The sequence below is a fragment of the Cytobacillus luteolus genome, from assembly GCF_017873715.1.
Lineage (GTDB): Bacteria > Bacillota > Bacilli > Bacillales > Bacillaceae_L > Bacillus_BV > Bacillus_BV luteola.
Window position 1 is genome coordinate 106,338 of record NZ_JAGGKM010000002.1, and the last position, 22,161, is coordinate 128,498.

Consider the following 22,161-nt stretch of genomic DNA (forward strand, 5'->3'; position numbering starts at 1 on the left):
TATACTTTAGACTATATATAACTCCTTATCCTAAAATATCAGGTGATAAAAATGCTGCCCGAAATAAAGCTCTCTGTACGCACATTGGTTGAATATGTATACCGTAGTGGAAGTATTGATAACAAATTTCGAACTACCTCAACTCTTACTGAGGGGACAAAGGCCCATAAGGTGATTCAGAGCACGTATAATGAGACAGATCAAAAGGAAGTGTTTCTTAAAACGGAAATTGAATATGAAAAGTTGCTTTATAAAATTGAGGGGCGATGTGATGGGTTAATTTTTCGTAGTGATGAAGTTCTCATTGACGAAATTAAATCTACCACAAAGGATTTGAGTTTAATTAATGAAGAGACATTCCCTGTCCACTGGGCTCAGGCTATCGTTTATGCTTATATTTATGCTAAAGACCATGAGCACCGAGAAATGAGTGTTCAATTAACTTATATTCATGTGGTTACAGAAGAACAAAAGAAATTTATCAAACGTTTTACCTTTCAAGAACTAAAACAGTTTGTAAATGAGCTGGTAAAGAACTATTCCCCTTATGCATTGCTCATGCACAAGCATCGAATAAATAGAGATCAAAGTATAAAAGAATTACCATTTCCTTTTTCTACTTATCGTGAGGGTCAACGTACTCTGGCAGGTGCTATTTATAAAACAATCGCAGAGGAGAAAAATATATTTGCAAATGCACCTACTGGTATTGGTAAAACCATTTCTACTATTTTTCCAACTGTTAAAGCGATTGGTGAAGGAAAACTCGAGAGACTATTTTATTTAACTGCAAAAACGATTACAAGACAAACGGCTGAAGAAGCTTTTTCCCTTATGAAAACCAAGGGTCTTTGTATGAGTGCAGTAACTATTACTGCAAAGGATAAAGTATGCTTTAAAGAAGAAACCATATGTCAGAAGGAATATTGCGAGTTTGCAAATGGTTATTATGATCGGCTTAATGAAGCTTTTTTGGATATATTTTCTCAAGAAACGTTTATTAGCCGTGCTACAATCGAAGAATATGCGAGAAGGCATACGCTATGTCCATTTGAATTCTCTTTAGATTTGGCCTTTGTAGCAGATGCAATCATTTGTGATTACAATTATATTTTTGACCCGAAAGTAGCACTAAAGCGATTTTTTGAAGAACATAAGAGACAAACTGTATTATTAATTGATGAAGCTCATAACCTAGTTGATCGTGCTCGGGAGATGTTTTCAGCTGAATTGCAAAAATCTAGCTTTCTAACATTAAAACGTGACTATAAAGGAACAAATTTGTACGAATCTGTTACTCAACTAAATAAATATTTTATTGAACTAAAGAAAAAGTGTGCAGAGAAAGGACATATAGTCTTGAAGGATTTACAAGATGATCTTGTAGAATTGCTTGAAGAATTCACACATGTGGCTGAATTAGAATTATTGCATCAAACTAAATCACAAGATCAGCAACTGCTATTGGATACCTATTTTGCGGCAACAGGGTTTGTCAGAATATCAAAACTTTTCGACGAAAGGTTTGTATTCTATGTGAGTACTGAAAAAAATGAGGTTCAAATTAAATTATTTTGTTTGGACCCTTCTTATCTCTTGCAGCAGATTAGTAAAAAGTTTCGAGCAACTGTCTATTTTTCTGCCACACTGTTACCATTTCAATATTTTATGGATATGCTTGGTGGTACGACAGAGGATTATACCATTTCGATTCCTTCACCATTTTTAAAAGAACAAACAGACGTATTCATTCAGCCTTTATCCACTCGATATCATGACAGAGACCATTCAAAGTCACATATTGTAAACATGTTATCAAATCTTGTAAAAGAACGAAAAGGTAACTATCTGGTTTTCTTTCCATCCTATCAATATTTAAAAAGTGTATTTGAAGACTTTACTGCAAACTATCCTGAAATCCGTTCCATCCTTCAGCATAACAATATGGGGGAGGACGAACGTGAACAATTTTTAGAGGAGTTTAAAGAAGATAGTACAAGTACACTCGTTGGCTTTGCTGTATTAGGTGGTATTTTCTCTGAAGGTGTGGACTTAAAGGGTAATAGATTGAAAGGTGTTGTTGTTGTTGGGGTAGGGCTACCACAGCTTTGTCTAGAGCGAAATATAATAAAAGACTATTTTCACTCTTCTGGAAAAAACGGATACGACTACGCCTATACCTACCCAGGAATGAACAAGGTGCTACAAGCAGGAGGTCGACTAATCAGGTCTGAAGCAGACACGGGAGTCATTGTATTAGTTGATGATCGCTTTCTAACTCAGAAGTATCAGGGACTTTTCCCAGTTGAGTGGAGGGATTTTGAAACTATTTAATAATAAGGAGGATTAATGGAAGTCCATATGTCCTCCTTATTTTTTTATGTTTTATGATTGTGTAAATAGATTCTCCTATACTGTGTTGCTCTTAAGTACATTTGTTTCATGCATCTTTCTATTTCCAAATACTAAAAGAAAATAGATAGCTGCAGCAAATGACCCCAAGGCAGAGAGGATGCACAAAATCAGGTATCCTTGCTCATTTCCAGCAACTTGAACGATATACATGGCAATAGGCCCAAGTAAACTAATAGAAATGGAAGTTGCCATAAATCCAAAGCTGTTCGTTAATCCTCTGACTTCTGGTTCTACTCTATCCATCATGATTTTAGTTTCAATCGGATTCAGTCCGAATTTGGTTGAGCGGAATAGTATAAAGGCAACCGCTGCAACCCAAATGTTTTGTGTTGCTCCTAACAATAGAACCGCTGGAATCGATAATAGATGATAAAGTGAAACAGTTTGAACTTCTGTAATTCTACTCGTGACACTGGAATTATACGACATAAATACAACAGTCCCTAAAGTAGCTATCGCTAATATGAAACTGATGTTAGAGGGAGATAACGCAAACTTGTGCAAAAAGAATAAATTTATAAAAGGAGCAATGATACCTAAGCTAGCTCCTGCAAGTGCTTTTGATATACTGAATGTCATAATCGGTACGAGTAATTTCGGTTTTTTCTTTAGAATGCTTAAAAGAGTCGAATGAGCTTTATTAGCTATAAGTTGTGACTCGGTTTCCCTGACAAATAGTAAAGGTATTAGACATAAAATGAACATGATTATGGTGATTGAAAGTGTGATACGAATGCTAGATGAGTTTGATAAATGAAACAATTCCTGAATCCCATCCGAAACAATTCCTCCCAATAATGTTCCTAAAAACGTAAAAAAGGTGCCAGTGCTAAAAGCAAATGTAAACAATTCTTTCTTTTCAATTGCGTTTGAATACTCCGTCAATAAGGGTACAAACGTTACGATTGAAGCGGCGTGACCGACACCAATTAAAAATCCCCAGAATGCAAGCTCACTTGGAGTTGTTGCGAACAAATTGCCAGTTAGAGCAAATGTAAATACACATACCCCAGCTATTACTCCTTTTTTAGAACCTAAACGATCAGATAAAAATCCAGCAGGGATATATATAATTGCTTGTGCTATAAAATTCAGGCCAAGAATCTTCCCTATAACAAGTTCACTACTTACCATACTTTGTAAAAACAAATTATACAAAACTAAGTGAATCCCTAGCCCTAAACAAAAGATCATATTCCAAATAAGAGTGTATTGTGTATTCGAAGAATAAGACCTAAAATGCGAACGAAATTTAAATAAATTAACTATTTCCTTCAACCCCTTTACTTTACATAATTTACATATTATGGCCAATGATTTACCATAACAAGTAGGCACTTTTTTGTTCGTACATTTGGGAGGTGTTTGTTTGAAAAGTAAAAAGTACAATTGTCCAGTTGAACTCACAGTCGAAGTAATGGGTGGAAAGTGGAAATCAAGAATCATGTGGCATCTAACTAAAAATTCGTATCGATACGGAGAACTGCGTAAATTGATTCCAGGAATTACGCAAAAAATGCTAACTCAATCCTTACGGGAGCTTGAAGCAGATGGATTAATTGCGCGTAATGCTTATGATGGGAAAATACCAAAAGTTGAATATTTTTTAACACATTATGGGGAATCTACCACGCCATTACTGCAACTTATGAGTCAGTGGGGAAAGAATCATAAATTACGTATAGAAAATACAGAGGAAACGAGACCAATACAAACTAAAACTTTAGTAAATCCACAATAATACATTACTAGAATATTGTCCTATAAGGAGATTTATATGGAAACATATATACAACATTGTTTAGAAGGAGACGTATTCTCTGCCTATCATCATTTAAAAGGGCTGCATGCAAAAACGGACGAACAACACGAATTAATAAAGAAATATAAAGAGACATTTTTTACACCAAATCCTACGTTCTCTATTGATAGTAATGACCCTTGGGTGAGAGGTGTAGTCAGTGCTTATTATAATTACTTCATCCTCGTCCTAACAAAACAATTATCAAATAAGGAAGCAGAACAGCGTTTGTACCAGTCATTACTAATATACGTATCAGGAATTCCAAAAGATTTAAATGAGGTTGAGGAAGAATTGGAAGCTACTTTTAATAGTAAGGGTTTCTATTTCCTTGGTGGGTATACTTTGCCTTTTAGAGGACCATATATTTGGCAAAAGCAGGAGAAGGTAGACTATCAGGTTGAGTTGCCATTTTCAACACAGAATTTAACAATCTATTTAATGGATGATTTTTTAATGTTAAGTTGGTTACATTTTGCAACCTTTGGTGTGAAGTCTACAGGAGGTTGGGCAAAACATGATGGCTTATATTGTGTTCGCAGTCGCTACGGTGACACACTGGAGACAAATGATTTTCAAGTTACCTTTCTAAAGCATGAAGCACAGCATGTATATGACCTTGAAAAATATCCAAATATACAACCATGGGAAATAGAATATCGTGCTAAATTAGTAGAATTAATTTACGGAGATTCAGAAGATCTATTGGTAAAATTCATGAACGAAGCGAAAAACAACCCTGATTTCCCACACCTTTTTGCATCTTATAAAATTAAACAAGAACTTGGTCGACTAGATGGATCTTCTATAAGAGATTTTGCATTGGAATTGTATAAAGAACACACTTTCCAGTTGGATGTAAATAAAGGTACGGAGTGAAATGGATGGAGGTACTTAAATGAATATTAATAACATTCTTGTCTCGGGTAACTATCAGGAAGAATTTAAAAGTCATCTATCATCAAATCTTTTAAAAGATTTCCGATTTATACCAGTAGAAGAAATCACACCAACTGACCTTTCTTGGGCAGATGCATATGTTGGTCCTAGACCTAGTCCAAATTTCAATTTTTCAAATATCAAGTGGGTTCATTCTTTTAATGCAGGAGTTAATAACTATCTAGAGATAGAGGGATGGAAGGAGAATAATGTTTTACTAACTCGCACCGTATGTTCGTTTGGTCAAAGAATTAGTGAATATTGTTTAAGTTATATACTACAAGATTTACAATACCATAGTCAGTTTCAGGTGAAGCAAAAACAGAAAAAGTGGCAGCAAATGACTCCTAAAATGCTAAGAGACCAAACGATTCTAATTTTTGGTACAGGTGAAATTGGACGAGAGGTGGCTAAAACGTTTGCCAGTTTCGGAACTACTGTATACGGAGTTTCTCATAGTGGTAAGCCAAGAGACTATTTTACAGAAGTCACAACTGTATCCAATGCAGCTATTTTGTTTAGTAAAGCGGATTGGATTATTAGTACCCTTCCACTAACAAAAGATACTGAAAAACTATTTGATCGTGACTTTTTTAATAAGCTAAATGGCACTGGTTTTATCAATGTTGGAAGAGGGGCAACCGTCGATGAAGAAGCATTGCTTCACGCTTTGAATACAGAGAAAGTTCGTAGAGCGATATTGGATGTAGTCACTACTGAACCACTTCCAGTGAACTCAGCACTATGGGAAAGAGAAGATGTTACGATTACACCTCATATTTCTGCGGTCACTGAAATTGATGAAGCAATTGATTGTTTTCTTGATACATTACGAAAAGTGCAGAATAATGAAATTTTAACAAATAAGGTGGATTTTGAAAAAGGATATTAATACTTTTTTAGATTATGTGGAAGTCCAGGTGAAGAGAAATTATGGAAGCAACACAACGAAAGATCCTGACTGCCTTGTTAATTTCAACGTTTTTGGCAGCAATCGAAGTAACCATTATTAGTACAGCCATGCCACAAATCGTCGATAGTCTTGGCGGATTTGAGATGATTAGTTGGGTGTTTGCAATTTATTTACTAACAACAGCTATTACTACACCAATCTGGGGGAAGCTTGCTGACCTTATTGGTAGGAAGAAGATTTTTTTACTAGGGGTAACAGTATTCCTGATTGGATCTGCCTTATGTGGAGTCTCACAAAACATGGTTCAATTAATTATTTTTCGAGCTATTCAAGGTATTGGAGCAGGAGCGATTAATCCGATTACATTCACAATCATTGCAGACGTGTTTAATTTTCAACAAAGAGCGAAGGTCCAAGGTCTTGTAAGCTCGATGTGGGGAATTGCAGGGGTTTTTGGTCCTCTAGTTGGAGGTCTATTAACGGATTTCCTTTCTTGGCGGTGGATCTTTTTTATTAATATACCTTTTGGAGTTATTTCTGTATGGATGATCACGAAATATCTCAAGGAGACTTTAGAAACGAGAGAACGAAAAATTGATTATGGTGGAGCCATCACATTTACGATTGGTATTAGTGCATTATTATTCGCACTGTTATCCTTTAATCAAGGAGAAAGTGGAATTGAACTTAGTACATTGAGTTTATATGGACTGTTTGGAATTGCATTTTTCTTTCTACTCGCATTCTTTGGAATTCAAACAAAGCATTCAGAACCAATGATGCCATTACATTTATTTAAAATGCCTGATGTTTCTATCTCTATCTTGGGTGGTTTTTTAACGAGCATTATTTTAATTGGGTTAACAGCTTATTTACCTTTATGGACACAAAATGTATTAGAGATGGGCGCAACGTCTTCAGGCTTTACCCTGATACCACTTTCGATTGGGTGGCCAGTTGGTGCAATTCTTTGTGGTCGAGTGATTCCTCAATATGGGATTAAGAGTATTGCCATTTTTGGTGGAAGTCTCATTTTTATTAGTTCACTACTTCTAACCTTTGTGACACCTGAAACTTCATTATGGATTCTTTCTATCATCATTTTTGTGATGGGTATGGGATTTGGGTTTGCAACGACTGCTTTCACGGTGATTATTCAATCATCTGTAGAAATGAACATGCGAGGTTCAGCAGGATCGTTAAATACTCTCATGCGGACATTAGGTCAAACACTAGGTGTAGCGTTGTTGGGAGCAGCTATGAATTACGTCATGAATGCAAATGCTTCTAGTGGTATGGCTTCACCACTTGTAATAGGAGAAGGATTGCATACTGTGTTTATCATTTCAGCGATTGTTGCTCTGGTTAGTCTTCTTGTAACGCTATGGATACCGAAACGGAATGCCGAGGAATATGCGAATTAACTAGCTTCTCAATGCCTTATACGGATAGATTCTACCGGCGTATGTTACTTAGGAGGTAAATTATATACAGTACAATTACAGTATCTTAAGTGAATTGATGAAAACTATGATAAGGGAGATTACCATGAGTGAACTAAAATCAATTGAACAATTAAAAACACCAAATACAAGAACTAGTTTAGCAATCGATTTTAAAAAACTAGGCTTAGAAAAAGGGATGGTTGTGATTGTCCATTCCTCTCTAAGTTCGTTTGGGTGGATATGTGGTGGACCTGTTGCAGTTATACAAGCACTGATGGATGTGGTTGGGGAAGAGGGAACGATTGTCATGCCAACACAAACCGGTGATAACTCTGACCCATCAAGTTGGCAGAACCCACCTGTACCAGAGGAGTGGTGGCCGATCATTCGTAATGAAATGCCTGCCTATGACCCAAAGGTAACACCAACTCGTGCAATGGGGAAAATCGTAGAAACGTTCCGCACGTATCCTAATGTAAAAAGAAGTTTTCATCCAGCTTACTCTTTTGCTGCCTGGGGGAAGCATGCTGAGTATGTTCTAACTGAACAACCTTTAGAATCTGGGTTTGGACCACAATCACCCCTAGCAAAAATCTATGAGCTAGACGGCTATGTTTTATTATTAGGTGTTGGTCATGATAGTAATACATCATTACACTTAGCTGAACATGCGATTGATATGCCAAAAATGGTTCGAAAAGGCGCTGCAATGATTGAGGATGGCGAGCGAGTTTGGAAGACTTTTGAAGAAATTGAATACAACTCAGATGTATTCGAGGAATTAGGAAAAGACTTTGAAGTGAAACATCAAATCAATCTCCTAATAATAGGAAATGCAGATTGTAAGCTTATGAGTCAACGGTATTTAGTTAATTTTGGTCGTGATTGGTTGCAGAATAAACATTCTAATGAATAGAGTGAAAAAGAGTAGGGCTAAACCTACTTTTTTTTATATTTTAGATTTCAACTTACAATCATAGAATCAACGAAACTCACAAAGAATCTCACAATAATATTCTTTTATCACCTAAAGTCTAATATTTTTTAAAAAATCTGAATTTTGTAAACTGCTTTACATCGAAGTCAAAAAGATAATATTATAATGAATTTAAACTTGGACAGTGATTAGGGAGGTGAAGGAATATGATAGAAACTTGGGTAGATATCAAAACAGAGGCTGCTGATTACCTAAGTAAGCTTATACAGATCAACACGAGTAACTATCTCGAAAATGAGATGGAAGCTATACAATTTTTAGTTAAAATTGCAGAAAAAAATGGTTTGTATACATATGTTCATCGTACAGGAGGAAACAGAGGAAATGTTGTTATCTCTTTAAAGCCAGAATATGAGAATCCAATTGTATTGTTGTCTCATCTTGATGTAGTGCCAGCCAACGAAGAAGATTGGGAGCATCCACCCTTCGCTGGAGAAATCATCGATGATGTCCTCTGGGGAAGAGGAACGATTGACACAAAACAAATGACTATCACACATCTGATGACGCTTCTTCTTTTAAAACGAAATAAGGTTGGATTAAATAGAGATGTTATTCTGGTTGCCACATCAGATGAAGAAAATGGAAGTCATTTTGGACTTATTCCTTTTTTAAAGGACCATCCTAAACTACTTAATAATAGTATTGTGTTCAATGAAGGTGGTGGGTTCCCACTCTTGTTTGAAGACCATGCGTACTATCTATGTGAAATGGGACAAAAAGGATTAGCAAGGGTAAGGATCACGGCTAAAAACGATTCAACCTCTAACCCTTATCTTCCTAATAACAGCTCATTACAAGCAATTTTACAAGTCATTAAAGCATTCCAAACTCCAGACATCAACGAAATCATGCCTTCGTCAACGTATACATTATATTCTACAATTGCTTCAGATTTAGGTATCACTTTTTCAGAAAACGAATTTGACTCATTCCTTCAAAAGATTCCACAAACGTATGTTTCTTTATTCAAAGCAATGTCAAAAACAACTTTTTCGATTACAAAATGGGATGGCGGTAAGAAGCATCCATCTTTAGGAGGACAATATGAAGTTTACTTAGATAGTAGACCGGTTCCTTCAGTTAATAGAGAATCGTATGAAAAGATGTTAGACACAATTCTTGCCGGTCTACCAGTTGAATATGAGATTTTATCGTTCTCCCAAGGCTATGAATCTTACATAAATACAGAGCATCTTGCCCTTTTTGAAAAGGAAGTTAGAAAAGAGATACCAAATGCAAAGGTAGTTCCTTTTCTATCAATTGGTGGAAGCGACTCTAGACATATAGACTCGTCCCAATCTCAAATCTATGGGTACTGTCCTATGATGCCTGATATGAGCTTTGATAAAGTCATCAAAATGGTCCATGGAATCAATGAAAGAATACCTTTAGAATCCCTCCGATTCGGTATTCAAAATATGTATAACATTATTATCCAAATGGAAGGGAGCGTTAAGGGATGATATCTGCTACAAAGACAATTACAGCTGAAAAGTTGGAACAAGCTTCAAAACTATTAAATGAAAAAGGGCTAGATACTTGGTTATTACTGACAAGGGAAGGTTCGGACCCTGCGCTGCCTTTATTAGTTGGAATTCGATCTGTCCACAAAGCAGCAATTTTTATTCGAAGCAATGGTGAACATCTTGCCCTTAGTTCAGTAAGTGATAAAGGAAGTTATGAATCTACGAAATTATTTAAAAGAGTGGAAGTCTATGAAGCAAGTATGGAAGAAGCTTTTCTTAAGATGATAGATGAAATTAAGCCTGTGAGACTAGCTTTGAATATTTCAGAGAGCGATCACTTATGTGACGGGTTAACACAAGGTCTATACCTCTGGCTTGAGGATGTAATGGGTAAAGATAGACTAGCTAGTTTGGAGGTTTCTAGTGAAGAACTGTTAAAAAAACTCAGGAGTGTTAAGACCGAGAGTGAACTAAATCATGTCCAAAAAGCAATAAATTACACGACAGATATTTTTGAAGAAGTATTCCAGAAAATGCAATGTGGAATGACAGAACTAGAAATTGGCCAACTCTTTGTTGATGAAATGAAAGTAAGGGGAGTGGGTAACGGATTAGGACATCCGAGTGATCCACCTCTAGTGTGTATCGTACGAAAGGGATTGGCTCATCGAAAACCGGCCAACCATAAGACTGAACCAGGTGATATTGTTATTATTGATTTCAGCTTGAGATATATGAATTATGTTTCAGATATTGCTCGAACCTGTTATTTCCTTAAACCAGGTGAAGATAAAGCGCCTGAAGACATTCAGAAAGCGTTTGATACTGCGGTCAAAGCAATTACAGTGTCCATTGAAGAATTGCTTCCTGGGAAGGCTGGATTCGAGGTAGATGCTGCCGGTAGAAAAGTAATAGAAGAAGGCGGATATCCAACAATTCGCCACTCGGTAGGACACCAGATAGGGAGAGCCACTCATGATGGGGGAACAATACTTGGTCCTAAGCGTGTACCACCTAGACCAGAGGTAGAAGGAATTATCGAAGTTGGTGAAATTTACGCAATCGAACCAACGGTGATCCAAGACAATAACCTTCCATGTATTCTTGTCGAGGAAAATGTTCTTGTTACCGAGCATGAACCACTTATATTAAGTAAACGTCAAACCCAACTTGTACTCATTCCATTAGCAGGTAATTGATGATGAATGTAATTGATGAAGCACTACATCACTTTGTTGAAATAATAAAATTAGATACGACGAATAAGCTCCAAACGGAATATAAGGTTGCAGAATACTTAAAAGAGGTCTTGAGAAAAGAACAAATAGAATCAGAGATTGTATATAGTCCCAATAATCGTGCTTCCTTTATCTCAAGATTAACAGGAACTAATTCAACTTCTAAACCAATTGTTCTTTTATCTCACAACGATGTTGTAGAAGCGAGAGAGGAAGACTGGTTATTTCCACCATTCTCTGCCACAATACACGATAAAAAGATATGGGGACGAGGAACACTTGATACGAAGCAGCTGACCATTATGCATCTTATGGCATTTATACATTTAAAACGGTTAAATAAGCCATTGAACTGTGACGTATACTTCATTGCAACAGCGGATGAGGAAAATGGAAGTAAGGAAGGGATGGAGTTTATTGCCAGAGAGTATCCCGAACTATTTCAAAACGCAATCATCCTAAGTGAAGGTGGAGGATTTACGGTACATAGTGAAGATGAAGTGTTCATGCTCTTTGCTTCTGGAGAAAAGGGAACGGCAAAAGTATCCGTTACAGCTTCTGGTGTTGGAGGCCATGCAGGTAGTCCACCTGAAGTTCAAGCAGTGATGGAATTAACAGATGCACTTGACAGTTTAATGAAGATGGAGATCCCGTCTGATAATTATCCAATCCTTCAGATGCTCCAACAAGAATTGAAGTTTCTAATGAATAAAGGCAATGAACAAGGTCAGTTAGTAAAGAAACTCTATGATTATATGAAAGCCATAACATTTACACCAGAAAAAATAAACGTTGGTGGTGATCAGCTTAATGTCATTCCTTATAAGGCAGAGGCTATTCTTGAATTCAGAACACTACCAAATCAAACTAAAGAACAATTTGAGTCATTTATGAAGGAATGGCCAATTCCTTCAACTGTGAAATGTACCTTACTATCCTTTGAAAAAGGGTATGAAAGTGATCCGTTGGATGAAATCATTATTCGCTTTAAAGAACAATCATCCAACTATGGAACCAAAGTGAAATGGGTTCCATTTACAGCACTCGGTCGGACAGATGGGAGATTTGTTGGTGACGCAGCAAGCCAAATCTATGGGCTTTCTCCAACTTTAACTCCTTTTACGGAGGTGCTTCAAAGAGTTCATAACAAAGATGAGCATATTGAAGTAGATTCATTTAACTATGGTGTAAATCTTATGATTGCTGTTTTAGAAGACTTTTGTATTCGTAACGGAGGTGGAGCTAGTGTATCAGGTACAAAGAGAGAAACTGAACCAATCAATCGATTTTTTACGTGAACTAGACATTGACATGTGGTTAATTCTTACTTCAGAGGGAAGTGATCCATGCATTCCACTAATGACAGGAGTGGGAACAGTTGGACCAGGTGTGTTTATCATTACAAAAGAAGGCGAAAAGCTTGCCCTTTGTAGTAGTATCGATGCCCAGGATCTAGAGGAATCCGAATTGTTTGATACGGTTTATAAACATTCTGGCAGCTTAGCGGATTTACTAGTTGATGTTATAAAAAAGATTAACCCTTCCAATATTGCTCTTAATGTGTCTGAAGAGGAGTATTTAGCAGACGGTCTTACCGCTGGACGTTTTAGATGGTTACAAAAGACATTGAATCAAGTTTTTAAGGGGGATTATGTTTCATCACAACCATTCCTCACATTGATACGAAGCATTAAATCAGAAACTGAAATCAATCGAATTGAGAAAGCAGTAAAGGTGACAGAAGAAATTTATAAAGAAGTATTCACTCAGATGAAAGCTGGCATGACCGAAATCGAATTAGGTTCGTTATTCGTGAATGAGATGGAAAGACGCGGGGTTGTAAATGGTATTGATCGAAACCTTTCCCTTCCTATCGTATTGAAGGAAAACATTGCTCATCGAGGGCCGAGTGATGCTGTTGTTGAAGAAGGTGACCTTGTCATTTTCGATTTTAGTGTTGAAGTTGATGGTTATGTTTCAGATATTGCAAGGACAGTTTATTTTATGAAAGAGGGAGAATCAGAACCACCAAAAGAAATACAAGAAGCTTTCTCCGCTGTTCATGAAGCCATTACCAAAGCAGCCGAAATGATAAAACCGGGTGTGAAGGGGTACGAAGTAGATTCTGCTTCAAGAAGCTATTATGTCTCTAGTGGATACCCTGAAATCACACATGCAACAGGTCATCAAATTGGAAGAGATACGCATGATGGTGGAATTTTATTAGGTCCTAGATGGAAACGGTATGGAAATGCTCCATATGGGGAGTTGAAAGAGGGAATGGTTTTCACTATCGAACCTACATTATTTTTAGATAATGGTATTCACTTTATCGTTGAGGAAAATGTTGTTGTTACCTCAAATGGTGTTAAGTATTTAACTGAACGTCAAAATGAGTTGATATATATACACACAAATAGGAAAGAAGGGAAGGAGATTCTTGAAAAAATACCTGATTAAAAGAATACTTCAATCAATTCCCATACTTATAGGGATTACCATCATGACATTTGCCATTATGCAAATGGCGCCTGGGAACCCGATGCAAACGATGATAGACCCAAAGATATCTTCTGAGGAAATGCAGCGAGCCCAAGAAAATCTTGGATTAAATGATCCACTTCATGTTCAGTACTTTACATGGATTAAGGAAGTGCTGTCTGGAAACCTAGGATACACCATTAAAACCGGTCAACCGGTAGGAGAACTCATATTAGAACGACTTCCCGCCACGCTATTACTGACGGGAACAGCCTTTATCATCGCATTTACAATTGGAGTTCCATTAGGTGTGTATTCAGCAACACATCGCTATAAGATGCCTGATTATGTGTTAACAGTCCTGTCGTTTATCGGGATATCCATTCCCTCTTTTTTCTTTGGATTAGGAATGATATTTATCTTTGCTCTGAAGCTTGGTTGGCTACCAACTTCAGGAATGGTTACAATCGGAGCAAACTATACAGGTTTTGCCCTATTCATTGACTATGCGAAGCATGTTGCAATGCCAGCAATCGTTCTTGCTTTACCAACCATTGCAGTTGTAATGCGCTTTACTCGTTCAAGTATGTTAGAAGTTTTAAATCAAGATTTTATTCGAACGGCTGACTCAAAAGGCTTAAGTAAACCAAAAGTATATCTAAAGCACGCCTTACGAAATGCATTAATACCTGTAATCACTATTTTTGGTTTATCGATTCCATTTTTATTTGGAGGAGCATATATCACTGAACACATTTTTAACTGGCCAGGGATGGGGAGTCTAGGTATCCAATCAATCGTGGCTAGAGAATACCCTGTCATCATGGCCTTGAATCTATTTACCTCCATTCTAGTTATGTCAGGTAATTTATTGGCAGATGTCATGTATGCATGGGCCGACCCAAGAATCAGATATTGATTACGAGTGAAAGGGGGGAGTCAATTGAATGGCAGTATTGAAATAGAACCTAACCAAGCAGAGATATTGCAGCCGAAGTTAAACAGAAGATGGCAAGATAACGCTGCTTGGAGGCGGTTCAAACGGAACCGGCTTGCTTTGTTCGGAGCTATCGTACTTTTAGCTTTACTTATTGTTTCAGCATTGGCACCACTTATTGCACCATACAACCCATATGAATCTTCTGAAGGAGATCTCGGTTTGTATAATGTTCTGGCTCCACCTAGTCAGGAACACATTCTTGGTACAGATAGTCTAGGGAGAGATATGTTGTCCCGAATCATATACGGTGGAAGAGTATCCTTAAGTGTTGCTTTTGTTGCTGTCATGATTGCAACAGTGACCGGCGTCCTTCTTGGAGTCATTGCAGGCTTTTACGGGAAATGGGTCGATACATTAATTATGCGTATTACCGATGTTGTTATCTGTTTCCCAGTTCTTTTCCTAGCAATCACTGTTGCAACCATTCTAAAACCTAGTTTATTTAATGTAATGATAATCATAGGTTTGGTCAGTTGGACAACGATGACTAGATTAGTAAGAGGAGAAGTACTACGCCTTCGAGAAATGGAGTACATTGAAGCTACAAGAGCAATGGGACAACGAGACGTGATCATCATTTTGAGACATATCTTACCTAATATTATGGCACCAATTATTGTACAAGGAACACTCCAGACAGCTGAGGCAATCTTAACCGAATCTGCACTAAGTTTTTTAGGTGTAGGTGTTCAGCAGCCAACCCCAAGTTGGGGGAATATGTTGAACGAAGCTACATCAATTATGGTTTTACAATTTAAACCATGGGTTTGGATGCCTGCAGGATTTGCCATCCTACTTACCATTTTATGTATCAACTTTGTTGGTGACGGTTTACGAGACGCGTTAGATCCAAAAGTTAAAAATTAATATGTAGGGGGAAATTAAATGATGAAAAAGTTAAGTGTTAGAGGAATATTTGTTTTACTATTCTTACTACTTTTATCAGCATGTTCTTCATCAGACACTACTACAAATGAGAAGCCAAAAGATGAACAAAAACCGAAGACTACAAATGAGAAACCAGCGGAAGAACAGGCAAAAGAGGGTGGAAGTGTAACCATTGCCTTTAATAGTGAGCCGGGGAATCTTAACCCCATGGTATGGGCAACAACCTCAGATACGAATGTAACACACATGGTGTTTGATTCGTTAGTTATTCCTGATGAAGAACTGAAAATGGTAGGAAGATTAGCAGAAAACTGGACGGTATCAGATGATGGTAAGACTTACACATTCAATTTGAAAAAAGATGTAAAGTGGCATGACGGTCAGCCATTTACAGCAGAAGATGTAGAATTCACATTTACTTCTTTAGCAGATAGCACGTACGATGCTGGTGCTTATTGGAGGGTAGACCCGATTGTAGGTGCAGCTGAATATAAGGCAGGCACAGCCGATAAGGTTGCAGGAATTGAAGTAGTGGATGAGCATACGATTAAGTTTACGACGAAAGAGTCGTTTGCTCCGTTTATCTCTGGATTATTTATTGGTGTATTACCTAAACATATTTTAGGGGATGTTTCTCCTGGTGAATGGGAAAAGCATGAATCAAATCGTGCACCGATTGGAACTGGCCCTTTCAAATTTGTGAAATGGGAGACTGGTCAATATATTGAGCTAGAAGCGAACAAAGATTATTTTGACGGTCCACCAAATTTAGATAAAGTCATTGTACGTTTTGGCGATGCGAACACAATGTTAGCTTCAGTATTAAGTAAAGATGTAGATATTACTTCTGTACCAATTGCAGAGACACCGTCAGTAAGCACACTTGACTATGCTAGCCTCGTTAATCAAACATCACTAAGTGTATATTACGTAGGTTTTAATGCAAAAAATGACCATTTTAAAGAACCGAAAGTAAGGCAAGCACTTGCACATGCAGTTAACAAGCAAGCAATTGTTGGTTCAATTTTGGGTGAATATGGAAAAGTTGCAGATGATATTTTCCCATCTAATCACTGGTCACATAATCCAAATCTACCAATTTATGATTTTGATACTTCTAAATCAGATGCGTTATTACAGGAAGCAGGATATCAAAAGAATGGCAATGGAATTTACGAGAAAGATGGCAAGGAATTAAGCTTCTTAATGGAGGTACCAACTGGTACAAAAGAAAGAGAAAAATCCGCAGTACTGCTAAAGCAGATGTGGGAATCAATGGGTGTAAAAATGGAAATTCGTTCACTAGATTTTCCAACATTGGTAACAAAACTTTTACCTAAAACAGATGATGGAAAACAAAGAGAAGTAACAAAAGACGACTATGATGCTTATATCCTTGGATTCGGGGTTGAAGCAGATCCAGATGAATATAGAAGTTATTTCGGTAGTGCATACATGCCGCCAAATGGCTATAACTTCGTTGGATACTCAGATCCTTTAGTTGACGAGTTATTAGAAAAACAAACAACAGAAGTTGATTTTGAAAAACGTCAGCAGTTAATTTGGGAAGTAGGTAAGAAACTTGCAGAAGATGAGATTTGGATTCCGTTATACGAGCAGGTATCGCCATTTGTCGTAAATAATCGAGTACAAGGATTTGCCCCAGACTTTAGAGGAGCTACATTTAATGTGAAGGATTGGTCCGTAAAATAAAAGTAGATTTGTAGTTTCAAAGGTAGGGGGTTATTCCTCAAGAAATGAGAGGGGTACCGCCCTATCTACCTATTTAGTCGTTTGCCGGAGGTGGATATATGATAAAGCGGATTGAAAAATTGCGTAGATTCATGAAGGTCGAGGGATTAGATGCTTTATTCATCTATTCCTATGAGAATAGAAGATATTTTTCGGGCTTTTCAGGTAGTAATGGTTATTTGCTAATTACAGATTCATATTGTGGGTTAATAACGGATCAAAGGTATACAGAACAAGCAAAAGAACAATCGCCCAGTTTTGAAGTTGTCACACATGGAATTGAACCGTTTAAAACGATTCAAGAAGTTTTTGAAGGTAACGTATTCTCAAGAATTGGTTTTGAATCAGAATCTATATCTGTTCATTTATTCACTACTTTATCATCCATGTTCACAGATTGTGACTGGGTTCCCCTTACAAAAGAACTCCTTACATTACGTAGTAAAAAGGATCCTGAAGAAGTCGAAATTATTCGCAAGGCAATAGCGATTTCAGATCAATCCTTCAAGGAATTAGTACCAATGATTTCACCAGGAATGACTGAAAAGGAAGTAGCTGTTGAATTGGAGTATTTGATGGGAAAACATGGGCATGAAGGTCCTGCCTTTGGTACAATTGTTGCTTCAGATACCCGAGCAGCCTTACCACATGCCACCCCTTCTATTAATAAAATTAAAACTGATCATTTTCTCCTGATTGATTATGGAGTCAAATATATGGGTTATATGTCCGATATGACTAGAACACTTTGGATTGGCTCACCTAGTGAAGAACTAAAAGAATATTATTACCTAACTCATGATGCTCTAGAAAAATCAATAGAAGCAGTCAAACCAGGAATGACCGGACATGAATTAGACACTGTCGCAAGACAAGTTTTTTTAAGAGAAGGTCTTGAAGGATACAGTCTAAGAGGATTAGGACACGGTATTGGATTACAAATTCATGAAAATCCAAGAATTGTATTAAATTCTAATGAAGTATTAGAACCCGGTATGGTTTTTACAATTGAACCAGGTTTATATGTACCTGGAAAAGTAGGTGTTCGTGTAGAGGATATCGTTTTAGTAACAGAAAGTGGGTGCGAAATACTGACGAATACCCCAAGGCATATTCACATTTAGAAAAAGAAAAGGGGTTTGGTTATGGATCGTTTATTAGAAGTTAGGAACCTAAAAACCTATTTTTATAATGATGGGATGGAAACAGCTGCAGTTGACGGGGTTTCATTCGATTTGAAGAAAGGTGAGACGCTTGGAATTGTAGGTGAATCTGGAAGTGGAAAAAGTGTAACTTCTCTTTCACTTTTACAGCTGATCCCTAAACCACACGGGAAAATAATTGAAGGAGAAGTACTTTTTAAAGGGAAGAATTTAGTAGATATGGCTGAGAAAGATATTCGAAAAGTACGTGGTAATGATATCTCCATGATCTTTCAGGAACCAATGACTTCACTTAATCCTGTATTCACGGTGGGAAATCAAATTATGGAAGTCCTTACTCAGCATCAAGGCTTATCTTCCAAAGAAGCAAAGTTAAAAGCGATAGATATGTTGCGCTTAGTCGGTATTCCTTCTCCTGAACAAAGAGTAGATCAGTATCCGCATCAGTTATCCGGAGGTATGAGACAAAGAGTTATGATTGCTATGGCCTTAGCTTGTAATCCAGATTTACTTATCGCGGATGAACCAACAACTGCACTTGATGTAACAACTCAGGCACAAATCTTAGACCTGATGAATGATTTAAAAGAAAAATTTAATACAGCCATTCTCCTCATCACACATGATTTGGGTGTTGTTGCTGAGACCGCCGATAAGGTAGCGGTTATGTACCTTGGTAGAATTGTTGAGTACAGTGATGTTGAGACATTCTTTGAATCTCCTAAACATCCTTATTCACAGGGTTTAATCAAGTCTATCCCGAATATCGAAAGCCGTGTAAATCGACTAAATCCTATCATAGGTCAAGTTCCTCACCCATCTGAGGTGAAAAATGGTTGTAGGTTTGCGAGTAGGTGTGAATTTGTCCAACGAATGTGTTTGCAGGAGGAGCCTCCTCTTATAGAATTAAATGAAAATAAAATTAGATGCTGGATGTATTCTGAAAAATGGGAAGAAAAAAGGGGGGAGCAAAATGGCAGAGAGATTGCTAGAAGTTGAAAATCTGAAAAAATGGTTTCCAGTTGAAGGTAAGGGGCTACTCTCGAAAGGTTCAAACGTTGTTAAAGCTGTAGACGATATTAGCTTTTACATAGAAAAAGGGGAAACCTTAGGGTTGGTAGGAGAATCAGGTTGTGGAAAGTCAACTGCTGGGAGAGTTATCCTTCGATTGATTGAAGCAACTGAAGGTAGAATTCTTATCGAAAATGAGGATCTTAGGGCTCTTTCAGCTAATAAATTAAAGAAAAAGCGTAAGGATATGCAAATTGTTTTCCAAGATCCATATGCTTCCCTTAACCCCAGATTAAAGGTTGGAAAAATTCTAGAAGAACCGATGTCTATCCATTTAAACATCAGTAAAAAGGAGAGAAAAGAAAGAGTAAAACAGATTATGTCTGATGTTGGATTGAATACCGCATATATTGATCGCTATCCACATGAGTTTTCTGGTGGACAAAGACAACGTATTGGCATAGCTAGAGCATTGGCGGTAAATCCAAAGCTTATAATTATGGATGAACCAGTATCTGCACTTGATGTGTCTGTTCAAGCACAGGTACTAAATCTTATTCAAGATTTACAAGAAAAGTATAGCTTAACCTACCTATTCATTACACATAACCTAAGTGTCGTGAAACATATATCAAACCGAATCGCAGTGATGTACCTAGGAAAAATTGTGGAGATTGCAGATAGGGATGAGTTTTTTGAGAATCCTAAACATCCTTACTCAGAAGCACTATTATCAGCGATTCCAAAACCAAATCCAAAGTTAAAGCGACAAAGGATTATTTTAAACGGTGATATTCCTAGCCCTGTTAACCCGCCTAGTGGGTGTAGGTTCCATACTCGATGTCCCTATGCAATGGATATCTGCAAGTCCGTATCTCCAGAGTTAAGAAATACCGGAAATCAGCATTTTGTAGCTTGTCATCTTGATGAGCTATAGCAAATAGAAGGGGAGAGGTAAATGGAAAATTATGAAGTTGTCATAGTTGGTGCCGGAGTAATAGGTTGTTCAATAGCCTATTTTTTGACTGAACAAGGATATTCCAATGTACTTGTCATTGATAAAGGCGGAATCGCATCAGATATTACAGGAATTTGTCCAGGTGGAGTTAGGCAACAATGGGGCACGGAAATTAATTGTGTCATGTCAAAAGCTTCAACTGATTTTTTTCAAAATATTAATGAACATCTACATCCCGAATATGAAATTAAGTTTAGGAATGTAGGGTATCTGTATACGTTCCATTCTGATGAGGCTAAAAGTAGATATGCGGAAAGCGTTGCACTCCAAAATTCGTTAGGAATTCCAACCAGGTTTTTAACGCCTCAAGAAGCCAAAGAAATAGTGCCTGGTATCAATGAATCAAGCTTTCTATCAGCTTCCTTTTGTGAGACAGATGGATTTGCGGATGATGCTTACCATGTAACAAATAGCTTTGCAAATGCAGCCAAGCGTAAAGGTGTGAAGTTTGTAAGTGATGATGTAGAAAAAATCGTTTTAGAACAGGGTGTCGTAAAAGGTGTATATTGTGAAAAAAGAGGATATATTTCAGCTGACAAAGTCGTCAATGCAGCAGGCCTAGGGTCGAAAAAGCTTGCTAAAACAGCTGGTGTTGAACTACCAATTGATTTTGAAGTGAGACGAATTCTATACACAAACCGCATAACTGAACGAATTCTAGAACCTTTGTTAATTTCCTTTGAGAAGGGATTTGCAGCAAAGCAATTAACAGACGGAACGGTTTACTTAAGTTATTTAGGCAAAGATGTAAAGCCACCATTTAATATGTTTGATTTTCAATTACGTGCAGCAGAAGTCGGGATTGAGCTTTTCCCACCACTAGAAAATCTTGTGTTCCATACTCATATTGATGGTACATATGACAGTACGCCTGATCATCAAGCGATATTGGGTGATGTGGATGGTTTACCTGGCTATTATCAAGCTGTTGGGATGAGTGGTCATGGGTTTATGATGTCACCAGCCATTGGAGAATCAGTGGCTTCACTTGTAGCAGAAAAAACTCCAACACTAGACGTTTCAAGTTTACATTTTCGTCGATTTGCTAATAATAAACTTATTTTTGAACCAAGTGTCGTATAAGGAGGGGTTGTATTGAGTTTATTTAACATCAATTTTATAGATATCGATGTTTCAATTAGAGCGCGTTTATTAAGTGAAAAAGCACCAGCAACAACAGAGGCATTTTTAAAGTTACTTAAAAATCCAATTCCATCAACAGGAAAGCATGCAATGTATACTGGAAAAGAGATCTCCATTCAGTTACCTGTAAAAAGTTGTGAAGGAACTGAACTTCATGATCCAGCAAAGGAGAACTTAACCTGTTTCCCACAACCGGGCGATATTCTTTTTACATTTATGCCAGCATATGCTTGGGGTGGAGTTCCTACTCCTATCTACGATTTTGGTCTGTTTTATGGTAGAGATGCACGTACCTTTTTTCCGGCAGGTTGGCTTCCTGGAAACCTTTTTGCAAGAGTTCTAGATGAAGACATGGAGGAGCTAGAGGAGATTGGTAAATTAATTCATACAAAGGGTCAACAGAGACTAAGGTTAGAACTAAATAGCTAATTATTAATTTGACACCTCAATTTTAGAGGTGTTTTTTGTTGAAGATATTCTATAAGAAT

Annotated in this window: 19 protein-coding genes; 18 read left to right on the top strand and 1 reads right to left on the bottom strand. The window is 37.3% G+C overall.

Features of this window, described 5'->3' with window-relative positions:
- The first annotated feature begins 51 nt into the window (after positions 1-51).
- The gene (locus J2Z26_RS05390; protein WP_193536278.1) at positions 52-2,334 is read left to right on the top strand and encodes an ATP-dependent DNA helicase; all 2,283 of its coding nucleotides are present in this window, start codon (positions 52-54) and stop codon (positions 2,332-2,334) included.
- Positions 2,335-2,409: 75 nt separating this feature from the next.
- On the opposite strand, the gene J2Z26_RS05395 is transcribed toward J2Z26_RS05390, so the two are convergent.
- Complete coding sequence (locus J2Z26_RS05395) at positions 2,410-3,861, bottom strand: MFS transporter (protein WP_319638048.1); 1,452 nt, start codon at positions 3,859-3,861, stop codon at positions 2,410-2,412.
- Between J2Z26_RS05395 and J2Z26_RS05400 the strand changes: the two genes are divergently transcribed.
- The 17 genes from J2Z26_RS05400 (at position 3,833) to J2Z26_RS05480 (ending at position 22,102) form a co-directional block, all read left to right on the top strand.
- Entirely contained in the window at positions 3,833-4,156 is a 324-nt protein-coding gene (locus tag J2Z26_RS05400; RefSeq protein ID WP_193537323.1) for a winged helix-turn-helix transcriptional regulator, read from the top strand. The two genes, J2Z26_RS05395 and J2Z26_RS05400, sit on opposite strands and share 29 nt — an antisense overlap.
- Positions 4,157-4,192: 36 nt before the next feature.
- On the top strand, positions 4,193-5,095 hold the full coding sequence (locus tag J2Z26_RS05405) for a hypothetical protein (RefSeq protein WP_193536282.1): 903 nt from the start codon (positions 4,193-4,195) through the stop codon (positions 5,093-5,095).
- A 19-nt stretch (positions 5,096-5,114) separates the two neighbouring features.
- Positions 5,115-6,047, top strand: a complete 933-nt coding sequence (locus J2Z26_RS05410; RefSeq protein ID WP_193536284.1) for a D-2-hydroxyacid dehydrogenase — start codon at positions 5,115-5,117, stop codon at positions 6,045-6,047.
- Positions 6,048-6,088: 41 nt separating this feature from the next.
- Positions 6,089-7,492 (top strand): MDR family MFS transporter, encoded by a 1,404-nt coding sequence (locus J2Z26_RS05415; RefSeq protein ID WP_193536286.1) that lies wholly within the window; start codon positions 6,089-6,091, stop codon positions 7,490-7,492.
- Between the two features lie 124 nt (positions 7,493-7,616).
- Positions 7,617-8,429 carry an AAC(3) family N-acetyltransferase gene (locus tag J2Z26_RS05420; RefSeq protein WP_193536288.1) on the top strand — a complete coding sequence of 271 codons (813 nt, stop codon included), beginning with the start codon at positions 7,617-7,619 and terminating at the stop codon, positions 8,427-8,429.
- Positions 8,430-8,656: 227 nt separating this feature from the next.
- Positions 8,657-9,976 (top strand): M20/M25/M40 family metallo-hydrolase, encoded by a 1,320-nt coding sequence (locus J2Z26_RS05425; RefSeq protein WP_193536290.1) that lies wholly within the window; start codon positions 8,657-8,659, stop codon positions 9,974-9,976.
- A complete protein-coding gene (locus tag J2Z26_RS05430; RefSeq protein ID WP_193536292.1) occupies positions 9,973-11,178 on the top strand; it encodes a M24 family metallopeptidase in 1,206 nt (401 codons plus the stop codon). Before J2Z26_RS05425 ends, J2Z26_RS05430 begins: the two co-directional genes overlap by 4 nt.
- Complete coding sequence (locus J2Z26_RS05435; RefSeq protein WP_193536294.1) at positions 11,178-12,515, top strand: M20/M25/M40 family metallo-hydrolase; 1,338 nt, start codon at positions 11,178-11,180, stop codon at positions 12,513-12,515. The genes J2Z26_RS05430 and J2Z26_RS05435 overlap by 1 nt, the downstream gene beginning before the upstream one ends.
- Positions 12,463-13,677 carry a M24 family metallopeptidase gene (locus J2Z26_RS05440; RefSeq protein WP_319638049.1) on the top strand — a complete coding sequence of 405 codons (1,215 nt, stop codon included), beginning with the start codon at positions 12,463-12,465 and terminating at the stop codon, positions 13,675-13,677. The genes J2Z26_RS05435 and J2Z26_RS05440 overlap by 53 nt, the downstream gene beginning before the upstream one ends.
- Positions 13,658-14,617, top strand: coding sequence for an ABC transporter permease (locus tag J2Z26_RS05445; RefSeq protein WP_193536295.1), 960 nt, complete (start codon positions 13,658-13,660; stop codon positions 14,615-14,617). The genes J2Z26_RS05440 and J2Z26_RS05445 overlap by 20 nt, the downstream gene beginning before the upstream one ends.
- A 24-nt stretch (positions 14,618-14,641) precedes the next feature.
- Complete coding sequence (gene opp4C, locus J2Z26_RS05450; RefSeq protein WP_227413704.1) at positions 14,642-15,565, top strand: oligopeptide ABC transporter permease; 924 nt, start codon at positions 14,642-14,644, stop codon at positions 15,563-15,565.
- Positions 15,566-15,583: 18 nt separating this feature from the next.
- Complete coding sequence (locus J2Z26_RS05455; protein ID WP_193536297.1) at positions 15,584-17,299, top strand: ABC transporter substrate-binding protein; 1,716 nt, start codon at positions 15,584-15,586, stop codon at positions 17,297-17,299.
- Positions 17,300-17,397: 98 nt separating this feature from the next.
- Complete coding sequence (locus J2Z26_RS05460) at positions 17,398-18,462, top strand: M24 family metallopeptidase (RefSeq protein ID WP_193536299.1); 1,065 nt, start codon at positions 17,398-17,400, stop codon at positions 18,460-18,462.
- Between the two features lie 21 nt (positions 18,463-18,483).
- A complete protein-coding gene (locus J2Z26_RS05465; RefSeq protein WP_193536301.1) occupies positions 18,484-19,500 on the top strand; it encodes an ABC transporter ATP-binding protein in 1,017 nt (338 codons plus the stop codon).
- Positions 19,475-20,449 carry an ABC transporter ATP-binding protein gene (locus J2Z26_RS05470; protein WP_193536303.1) on the top strand — a complete coding sequence of 325 codons (975 nt, stop codon included), beginning with the start codon at positions 19,475-19,477 and terminating at the stop codon, positions 20,447-20,449. Before J2Z26_RS05465 ends, J2Z26_RS05470 begins: the two co-directional genes overlap by 26 nt.
- A 21-nt stretch (positions 20,450-20,470) precedes the next feature.
- Positions 20,471-21,613 carry an NAD(P)/FAD-dependent oxidoreductase gene (locus tag J2Z26_RS05475; protein WP_193536305.1) on the top strand — a complete coding sequence of 381 codons (1,143 nt, stop codon included), beginning with the start codon at positions 20,471-20,473 and terminating at the stop codon, positions 21,611-21,613.
- Between the two features lie 12 nt (positions 21,614-21,625).
- Positions 21,626-22,102, top strand: a complete 477-nt coding sequence (locus J2Z26_RS05480) for a DUF3830 family protein (RefSeq protein ID WP_193536307.1) — start codon at positions 21,626-21,628, stop codon at positions 22,100-22,102.
- Positions 22,103-22,161: the final 59 nt, after the last annotated feature.

What these genes read in the sequence shown, in the direction of transcription:
- J2Z26_RS05390 (WP_193536278.1), top strand. Translation starts at nt 52, where the DNA reads ATGCTGCCCGAAATAAAGCTCTCTGTACGCACATTGGTTGAATATGTA.
- J2Z26_RS05400 (WP_193537323.1), top strand. Translation starts at nt 3,833, where the DNA reads ATGGGTGGAAAGTGGAAATCAAGAATCATGTGGCATCTAACTAAAAAT.
- J2Z26_RS05395 (WP_319638048.1), bottom strand. Translation starts at nt 3,861, where the DNA reads ATGATTCTTGATTTCCACTTTCCACCCATTACTTCGACTGTGAGTTCA.
- J2Z26_RS05405 (WP_193536282.1), top strand. Translation starts at nt 4,193, where the DNA reads ATGGAAACATATATACAACATTGTTTAGAAGGAGACGTATTCTCTGCC.
- J2Z26_RS05410 (WP_193536284.1), top strand. Translation starts at nt 5,115, where the DNA reads ATGAATATTAATAACATTCTTGTCTCGGGTAACTATCAGGAAGAATTT.
- J2Z26_RS05415 (WP_193536286.1), top strand. Translation starts at nt 6,089, where the DNA reads ATGGAAGCAACACAACGAAAGATCCTGACTGCCTTGTTAATTTCAACG.
- J2Z26_RS05420 (WP_193536288.1), top strand. Translation starts at nt 7,617, where the DNA reads ATGAGTGAACTAAAATCAATTGAACAATTAAAAACACCAAATACAAGA.
- J2Z26_RS05425 (WP_193536290.1), top strand. Translation starts at nt 8,657, where the DNA reads ATGATAGAAACTTGGGTAGATATCAAAACAGAGGCTGCTGATTACCTA.
- J2Z26_RS05430 (WP_193536292.1), top strand. Translation starts at nt 9,973, where the DNA reads ATGATATCTGCTACAAAGACAATTACAGCTGAAAAGTTGGAACAAGCT.
- J2Z26_RS05435 (WP_193536294.1), top strand. Translation starts at nt 11,178, where the DNA reads ATGATGAATGTAATTGATGAAGCACTACATCACTTTGTTGAAATAATA.
- J2Z26_RS05455 (WP_193536297.1), top strand. Translation starts at nt 15,584, where the DNA reads ATGATGAAAAAGTTAAGTGTTAGAGGAATATTTGTTTTACTATTCTTA.
- J2Z26_RS05460 (WP_193536299.1), top strand. Translation starts at nt 17,398, where the DNA reads ATGATAAAGCGGATTGAAAAATTGCGTAGATTCATGAAGGTCGAGGGA.
- J2Z26_RS05465 (WP_193536301.1), top strand. Translation starts at nt 18,484, where the DNA reads ATGGATCGTTTATTAGAAGTTAGGAACCTAAAAACCTATTTTTATAAT.
- J2Z26_RS05470 (WP_193536303.1), top strand. Translation starts at nt 19,475, where the DNA reads ATGGCAGAGAGATTGCTAGAAGTTGAAAATCTGAAAAAATGGTTTCCA.
- J2Z26_RS05475 (WP_193536305.1), top strand. Translation starts at nt 20,471, where the DNA reads ATGGAAAATTATGAAGTTGTCATAGTTGGTGCCGGAGTAATAGGTTGT.